At 64.6% G+C, this 7,536-nt stretch carries 8 protein-coding genes and 1 pseudogene; 7 read left to right on the top strand and 2 right to left on the bottom strand.

Annotated elements, in window-relative coordinates; translation table 11 throughout:
• The 6 genes and pseudogenes from VN520_RS03400 to VN520_RS03375 form a co-directional block, all read left to right on the top strand.
• Positions 1-2,040, top strand: a pseudogene (locus VN520_RS03400) (hypothetical protein); the annotation flags it as partial.
• Between the two features lie 2 nt (positions 2,041-2,042).
• Positions 2,043-2,624 (top strand): hypothetical protein, encoded by a 582-nt coding sequence (locus VN520_RS03395; protein WP_325745324.1) that lies wholly within the window; start codon positions 2,043-2,045, stop codon positions 2,622-2,624.
• A gap of 631 nt (positions 2,625-3,255) precedes the next feature.
• The gene (locus VN520_RS03390) at positions 3,256-3,585 is read left to right on the top strand and encodes a hypothetical protein (RefSeq protein WP_325745323.1); all 330 of its coding nucleotides are present in this window, start codon (positions 3,256-3,258) and stop codon (positions 3,583-3,585) included.
• 20 nt (positions 3,586-3,605) lie between these two features.
• Entirely contained in the window at positions 3,606-3,899 is a 294-nt protein-coding gene (locus VN520_RS03385; RefSeq protein ID WP_325745322.1) for a hypothetical protein, read from the top strand.
• 114 nt (positions 3,900-4,013) lie between these two features.
• The gene (locus VN520_RS03380) at positions 4,014-4,586 is read left to right on the top strand and encodes a S1 RNA-binding domain-containing protein (protein ID WP_325745321.1); all 573 of its coding nucleotides are present in this window, start codon (positions 4,014-4,016) and stop codon (positions 4,584-4,586) included.
• A gap of 332 nt (positions 4,587-4,918) precedes the next feature.
• The gene (locus VN520_RS03375; protein WP_325745320.1) at positions 4,919-5,425 is read left to right on the top strand and encodes a hypothetical protein; all 507 of its coding nucleotides are present in this window, start codon (positions 4,919-4,921) and stop codon (positions 5,423-5,425) included.
• 5 nt (positions 5,426-5,430) lie between these two features.
• Here VN520_RS03375 and VN520_RS03370 read toward each other — a convergent pair whose 3' ends face one another.
• Entirely contained in the window at positions 5,431-5,682 is a 252-nt protein-coding gene (locus VN520_RS03370; protein WP_325745319.1) for a hypothetical protein, read from the bottom strand.
• 254 nt (positions 5,683-5,936) lie between these two features.
• Here VN520_RS03370 and VN520_RS03365 point away from each other — a divergent pair, with 254 nt between their 5' ends.
• Positions 5,937-6,737: an IS5 family transposase gene (locus tag VN520_RS03365; protein WP_325745318.1), complete on the top strand. Its 801-nt coding sequence runs from the start codon at positions 5,937-5,939 to the stop codon at positions 6,735-6,737.
• On the opposite strand, the gene VN520_RS03360 is transcribed toward VN520_RS03365, so the two are convergent.
• Positions 6,679-7,212, bottom strand: a complete 534-nt coding sequence (locus VN520_RS03360) for a hypothetical protein (RefSeq protein ID WP_325745317.1) — start codon at positions 7,210-7,212, stop codon at positions 6,679-6,681. The genes VN520_RS03365 and VN520_RS03360 overlap by 59 nt on opposite strands.
• Positions 7,213-7,536: the final 324 nt, after the last annotated feature.

Here is a 7,536-nt window from a genome sequence, read left to right as displayed (position 1 = left end):
GCCGCGGATGCGGCCTCCGGCGCAGCGGTGCGGTCCCGGGCAGCGGCCATTGAGGCGTCGGGAGCAGCAGCGCGGGCACGGGCGGCAGCGGCTGAGGCCACAGCGCATGCTTCACGCGCTAACGCGGCCGCGAACAAGGCCGAGGCCGCTGCCTTCGCTGCGAACGTGGCGGCGAACAAGGCCGAGTCCGAAGCGGCTGCGACACGCGCCGCGACACAGCGGGCGCATGCCAAGGCGTCCGAGGCCACCGCGCAGGAAGCCAGGGCGGGGATCGCCGCGCATGAGACAGCCCGGCTGGCCGGGCTGGCCGCGATCAGGGCTAACCAGTCACTTCAAGCCGCCGGCAACACCCGGGCGGAGGCCGACGGAGCCGCCAAAGAGGCGGCGACGGCGCAGGTACAGGCCGCGATCGCTGTACAGGCTGCCACGGCGGCCCGCTTCACAGCGGCAGGGATCGCTGCCCCAGCCGATACCGCTATCACGATGACGGCTCCCTTCACCGGTGAGGACGTTCTCGCCGATTTCGCCGCCGCAGTGGCCCGGGCCGCACTCGAGCTGGGCGCGCAGCAGGTCGCGGCCGCGGAGGCCAATGCCGCCGAGGCGCTCAAGGCCGCTGATGCCGCCCAGGCGGCGGCGGAGCGGGCAAACGCGCAGGTAGCTCCGGCGTACGCGGCAGCCGCCGCGGCAGCACGCTCGTCTGCCGACGCGGCGCGTTCTTCGGTCGTTGCCATGAAGTCCGCTGCCCAGGCCGCGGAGGACGGCGCCCTGGCCAGAGCTTCCGCAGCACGGGCCGATGAGGCTGACGCCCAAGCCCAGGCCGACGCCAGACTGGCTCGCCGGGCGGCCGACGCCGCCGCTGCGGACGCGTCGGCGGCACGCACCGCGGCCACGCAGGCAGAGGCAGCGGCGGAGCGTGCGCGGGGCGCGGCTACCGAAGCGGAAAACCAGGCCGCGGCCGCCAACAGCGCCGCCACCTTGGCGGAGAAGGAAGCGAGCACGGCGCAAAGCGCCGCAGCACAGGCGGAGAAGGACGCCGTCGGCGCAGCTGAACTCGCCACGTCCGCGGAAGAGCACGCCAAGGCCGCAGAGACTGCGGCTAAGAACGCGGACACCAGCGCGCGTGAGGCGGATGAAGCGGCCAAGAGAGCCGAGGCGTACCAACGCGAGCAGGAGCGCAAGGAGCAGGAGCAGGCCGCCGGAAGTAAAGAGGGGAGCGAAAGCCTCATAACGGATGCCGAGGAAGCCCAACGCAGAGCGCTCGAAGACGCCGGCATCACCGTAGAGCAGTACGAGGCAGCGCTCGCTCTTTCGGGGAAGGATCTTCTCGACTACCTGCTGGAGAACGGTGCCGAACTCTTGGTGGAGCTTATTGCCGAGGACATCATGGAGTGCATCGATGACCCGGACATTCCGACCTGCTTGTGGGCCATTGTCTCCGTCCTACCCGCCGGAAAAGCAATAAAAATCGCTGGAAAGATCCCACAGATCACCAAGGCGATAATGGGAATCAATGACTTTCTCGAGAAGTCGGCCAAGGCCAAAAAACTGGTCGAGAAGAGCGAGGAGATCATTGAGAAAGCGTGGAAAAAACTTCCCGCGTGCGTGACTGACAAGAAGGAAAGCTCGCCGTCGCTCGCTTCGATGCGTTCCGCAGGTGACACGAAAGAACTGTCCGCTTCCGCAGCGGCCATCGAGGATTTGGGTCTCACCCGCGAGCAGTACATAGCGAAGTTGGTAGGAGGCGTGCTTGCCAAGGATGAGAAGGGGCAGGATGTTAAGATCCACATGCCGAACGTGGGAGCTAGCGGCCTTGACGTCTACGGCCCCAATGGAGAGTATATCTTCGTGGGTGGAGCAGCCAAAGCCAAAAACCCGGCCGACTTCGGACAGCGTCTCAAGATATCCAAATACGCGGCTGACCAGGCCGGCGTAAAGGCCATTTACTTTCTGGCCGACAATACGCCGGAGAGTGCTGTGAAGCAGGCCAAGAAAGCATTCGGGGAAGAAAATGTACACATCTTCACACTGCCGAGCTGTTAGCCATGGCTGACGCATTCATCCGATGGTACCGGGAAATGGCAGCAGTCTCGGTTCTCGACGAGCAGGTCAAAGTGTTTAAGGAGCATGGCATCGCGCTCACACATCCGGTCATGGGCGCGGCGATGGTGCTCAATGTCGAAGGTGACGCTGTCCCCATGCGGCAAGAGGAGCTCAGCCGGATACTCGGTCTTCGTATCGCGCCCTTAACGATCAACTGGTGGTTCTCCGCAGACATCAATGTGACGGACGCATACACCTACGAGCCCCTCGGCTGCGAGATCCAGACTTTCTTTCTGGACGGCCTTCATTCTGAAGAGATGGAGCATGTGGAGTCTGCCGTCATCGCGGCCTCGGTGGCACTTGACGTGCCGACCCGTGCGGTGATCGTCGACCGGCGCGGTGTCTCTGATCCAGACGACTGGGACTCGCTCACCTTGTACGACGGAGAACCAGCCCCGCGGTTCCCCGACAGCGTGTGCGCCCAAGAGCAGATCGCAGAGAAGATTCTGCAGAATTCACCGGGACTCCAAAAAAAGAAAGGGAGGGGCGGACTGTACCGGCTCGCCCCCGCCCACCCGGTCTGACCTGCCCGACGCCGAAGGCCCTTGGTCGCGATTCCAGCGAGGTCTTCGGCGTCGTGGTCAGCATAAGAGCTTTTGCCGCTGCTGTTGAGGCGCCCACGCGGGCCGGGCTACTCAAACACTGCCGCGCAGACATCGAACTCGGCATCATCAACTGAGCCTTCAGCCCCGTCCCTTTTCAGCGGAGAATTTCTTATTTATCCGAAAAAATTTGGGTTTGGGCTCGTTGGCATCGTATGAGTGATCTGATGAGGGATGCGCGGACTGCAGTTCTCTCCGCGAGCTGGACAGCGGGTGTTTACGCTGCTGGGGCGAGGTTCTGCCTGAGCAGGGATCTCGTTTCGAGCGGGGTGACGTATCCGTAGTCGGGGTGCCGACGCAGCCAGCTGCGGTTGTATTTGATCTCGATGTAGCGAAATATGCCGACCCGGGCAGCCTCGCGGGCCTCCCAGAAGGTCGCCCCGATTTCGGCCTCGAACTACCCCGTATACCACCTGCTGTGGTTACTCCTGATTCCTACCTGGCGCTACTTCCTCCGGAACCTCGCGCCCCAGTCTCCAGGTACCCAGCACCAAGAGGGAACTTCAGCAGGGCGACGTTGACCTGATGGTCATCGACGAGGGACCATTCTCGGATGCGCGGGGAGCAGCTTGCGCTGAGGAGTCTGCGCGACTTCCACTTCGAAGACGGCGAGTTCATCAGCGACAAGAAGGGGCTTTTCGGTTCACAACTCACCCTCGGTGACATGAAAGACCTCTTCTGCCAAGTGATGGTGGATCAAGAGGAATGGAAGCAGGCGAATGGCGGTAGCGCCTACCGGGAGAAGGACGTATGCCTCGATCCTAATAATAAGTTCGGCAAAATCTTCAAGGAATCCGGGGAGAGGGAGACCCATTACCTCACCATCGTGGTGAGTATGCATGGAGTTCTGATCACGATGTACCCGATCGTTCCAAACATCTGACATGAGAGCAGGAAGCTAGTATGGGGCTAGGAATCCGCAGACTGAACCGCGCCCGAGACGTTGTCGAGGAATTCGGTGACGACGCCGAGGACCGGTTTCGCGAGATGTGCGCGCGTGCGCCGGAAAATAGTCTCCTGTATGGCGTCTCGCCGTACGGCCTGACAATGTTCAACGCCCTCCAGCTGGAACGGTTCGTCGTCGAGCTCGAAGCACTGCCCGAGGAGGAGAAAAAGAAGCCTGTGGTGCAGCGCGTCATCGAGGCGGGACATCACGTGATCCGCCAATCTGGCTACCTGCTCTTCATCGGCGACTGAAAGGGCTACGTGAACCGCCACCTTTCGGTTCACGGCTACTTGGTCCGGCTCTGAGAGAAACATCGGCAGGGCCGCATCTGAGGACGTGCCAGCATCCTCGCGACGAGAATGGGCATGATGATCGAACCATCTGAGAATCCAGAGCTCTGGGCGTTTCTGGAGTCACTGCGGCCGGGTGACGTCCTGTCCGGGGCCGTAGCCGCGATCAAATCGTTCGGTGTGCTGGTGGCGTTGGACGAGGGGCCTGATCATCCAACTCTGCCTGGCGTCGGGTTGATCGCCATGCCCGACCTGTCCTGGCGGCGCTTCAAGGCGGCATCGGACGTGGTGCGGGTCGGGGAGCGAGTGTCCTGTGTGTTCCTTCAGTTCGACACCTGGAACGCGGAGGCGCGGCTCTCTCTGCGGCTGACGCAGCCTGACCCCTTCCAGGTTTTCGTCGAGGGCGTCGAGGTGGGCAGTTGGCTCACCGGTCACGTCATCGAACTGCTCGCGTTCGGTGTGATTGTCAGGGTCGCTGACGGAGTCGAGGGATTGGTGCACCAGCGAGAGCTGGCCGACGCATCGATACAAATTCCTGCAGACACTGTCGGTGTCGGCGGCACCATCACGGTCGTCGTGACGGGCCTCGATCGTGAGCGGCGCACTCTGTCCCTCTCACAGCGCGGGGTTGCGCACGACCTACGCTGAACATGGGCGACAGTGATGGGCCTCGTTCTGCACCGTGCGACTGACGCGACCTTCCTGGACGAGGTCCGCTTCACGGATATCGAGCACCTCGAGTTCGACCTGTAGGCGGAACGCCCTGAACAGCCTGCGAGCCTCGGACCGCATCGGTTCGGGGCTCGCTCGCGTATCCACGGGGGCGGATGTTCAGCACGCAATGTCCTACTCAACGACGCCGCCACGTTGTCGGTCACTGTTCTTCGGGAAAGCCGTATCAACAACTTGAAGTGCCACTGCTGTCCGGTGGGCTCCCGGAAGCAGGGGATGAAAACACCTGCTGCATTCCGGAGACCGCTGTGCTCCCCGGCCTGTTCTATCTGCTCATCACGGCGACCCAACGAGAACAGCGGCGCGGAAATCACATCGCCGATGTGATCGCGGCCGGCGGATGCGTGGTGGAGATCCAGCACGCGAGCATGTCCCCGACGAAGATCATGGGGCGCGAACTGGACCACGGCCATATGGTGTGGATCTGGGACGGCCGCTCTGCCTACGCCTCCGGTGCCCTCTCACTGGCCGCCTTCGCAGGCGGCATCGTGAGCTTCCGGTGGAAGAACCAGCGTCGCAACCTCCGTACGTGCCGGCGCCCCTGCTTCCTGGACCTCTGGGCGCTGGGGGAATCCGGGCAACGGATGCTGCTGAAGGTCGACGTCCTCAACGAGGACGGAACGGGCTCCGGTCAGCTGGTCGCTCACGACATCATGCGGCTGTGGATCGTCTCCGGCCTCCCTCGCCGCCCCCTCGCCGAGCTTCCCGAAGGCTGCGGCATCCCGCCGGTGAAATTCGCCGCGGCAGTCGCTTAGCGCAGTCATCCACCGGCCGGGCCCCAGACCAAAACGTCCGGGGCCCGGCAGGGTGCGGTGGAGGTTCGCTGGTCTTCGAGATGCTGGATGGCCTGGAGGACGTCGGCTGTGGCGAACCAGGCCCCGTACTCGGCGGCTTGGACGAGCTCGGCGGGGGTGCGGCCTGAGGCCAGGGCTTCGTAGGCGGTCGTCCGGAACTCCGCCGCCTGCTCCAAGGTCGGCCCAGAGGAGAGCATGGCCCAGAAGCCGTATCTCAACCGATCATGGAACGTGCGGGTCGAACAGGTTTCCCGCGGGGGTGATCTTCCCGTTGTGCGCGTATGAAGACAGGGCCTCTCGGTAGCTCGGGGATGCGAATCTGACCAAGCAATGCCGGGAGGCCCTGGTGTCGTTGTTGTACGCGTCCGAGCCCGTCCAGTTCAACTCGGCTGCACCATCGTGTGACTGCCTCGCGCACGTGTACGGCAACGCGGCAGATCATCCTGATCGGGTGCGCCGGTATCCCTCCGACATGACGGACGAGGAGTGGGCGGCCGTCCGCCCGTTGCTGCCGGTGCCGGCCTGGCTGAAGGGCAGGGGCGGTCAGCCCGAGGGCTACTGCCACCGCCAACTGCTGGACGCGATCCGTTACCTGGTCGCGGGCGGGATCTCGTGGCGGGCGATGCCCGCGGATTTCCCCGCATGGGCCCGGGTCTACGCCTTCTTCCGCCGGTGGCGCGAGCACGGGCTGATCGCCGAGTTCCACGACCGGCTGCGCGGGAGGGTCCGTGAACGCGAGGGCCGTGAGGCCGAGCCCACGGCGGGGATCATCGACGCGCAGTCGGTGCGGGCCGCGGCTTCGGTGCCGGCCGCCTCACGCGGCTACGACGGCGGAAAGAAGGTGCCCGGACGAAAGCGGCACATCGTGACCGACACGCTCGGTCTGCTCCTGGTCGTCTGTGTCACCGCCGCGAACATCGGCGACCGGGACGCCGCGGCGGGCCTGCTGCAGCGGCTGCGCCGTCTGCACCGCGACATCACCCTCGTCTGGGCCGACGGCGGCTACACCGGCTCCCTCGTCGACTGGTGCCGTCAGAAACTCGCGCTGACCTTGGAGATCGTCAAACGCACCGACGACATGACGGGGTTCGTGGTGCTGCCCAGACGCTGGGTGGCAGAGCGCACGTTCGCATGGCTGATGCATTCACGCCGGCTGGCCCGGGACTACGAGACGCTGCCGGCCAGCAGCGAGGCACTGATCCGGTGGTCGATGGTCACACGGATGAGCCGACGTCTGGCACGGCCACGGGCACGGGCCGCCGGCCGACACTGAATGCCCCCGACGTCTCCTGCACCAGCCACCCGCGCTCGGCCAGACGCCGGGCCTTCGAGCGCACCCCCTCGACCTTCGCCGACGTTGTCTCCAAGCCCAGCAAAGCCGTGATCTCCCTGGCCTTCAACGGCCCCTGACCCGCCGACTGCCGCTCCTCGAGCACGCCCAGGATCCGCTGGTAGTCCGGCGCAAGCACCGTCACCGGCAGCGCTTCGCGCCATGGCGGCACGATCGAGCCCGACACCGGCGCGGGCGAGGACACGGCTTCCGCCTGCGTCTCGGTCACGGCGGTGGTCTCGGCAGCCGAGGCCGCCAGGGCCTCCACCAGCTCCTCCCGCGCGATCACCCGCCGGTCCAACTCGATCTCCGCGGCCTCCAACACCCCGGCAAGCCGCGCGACTTCCTCCCGCAGCCCCTCCACCCGCACCCGGGCCGCCGTCTCCCGCTCCTCCAGCATTCCCAGCACCGACGCCATAGCGCACCCCTCGATCACGGAGCCGAAACAAGACGCCGGATGCCTCCCTCATTCCGAGCCAGACCATGCCTGACCAGCGAAAATCAAGCGATCATGTTCGGTTGAGATACGGCTTCTAAGGCCAATACCGGTGATTTAGGTGGTTTTCTGGCGTCTACTGGTTGCTTTGGTGGGTGGGACGAATGTGATTGCCCTGGTGGGTGGTTGGGGTGGGTTGCGGTGGTGGGTGTGTTTGAGGTGCCAGTTGCTCATCTTGCGTTTGATGACGCGGGGGTTGGAGCGTTGTCTGCGGGGCGGCAGGAGTCGTTCCAGCAGTTCATGGGT

The organism is Streptomyces sp. (genome assembly GCF_035563135.1).
GTDB lineage: Bacteria > Actinomycetota > Actinomycetes > Streptomycetales > Streptomycetaceae > Streptomyces.
This window is presented reverse-complemented; position numbering and strand designations above follow the sequence as displayed.